Below are 233 nucleotides of genomic sequence, written 5' to 3' on the forward strand. Positions count from 1 at the left end.
GGAGCTCAAGGCTCTCCTGGAACCGGGCCAGGACGCCGGCTTCGTAGCCTTCGCCCTGCAGTTCCTTGATGACACCGATGCGCATGCCGGCCACGTTGCCGTTGCGGGCAGCCTCCACGAGGTTGCCCACGGGATCGGGCAGCGAGGTGGAGTCGCGGGGATCATGACCGCCGATGACTTCCTGCAGCAGGGCGGCATCCAGCACCGTGCGGGATACCGGGCCGATCTGGTCC

At 67.8% G+C, this 233-nt stretch carries 1 protein-coding gene; it reads right to left on the reverse strand.

Going from position 1 to position 233, the window contains the following annotated elements:
• The coding region (locus tag SB754_RS23125; protein WP_410784581.1) for an amidase family protein at positions 1-233 on the reverse strand (233 nt) is incomplete at both ends.

The organism is Leifsonia sp. SIMBA_070 (assembly GCF_046534635.1).
In the GTDB taxonomy this organism is placed as follows: Bacteria; Actinomycetota; Actinomycetes; order Actinomycetales; family Microbacteriaceae; genus Leifsonia.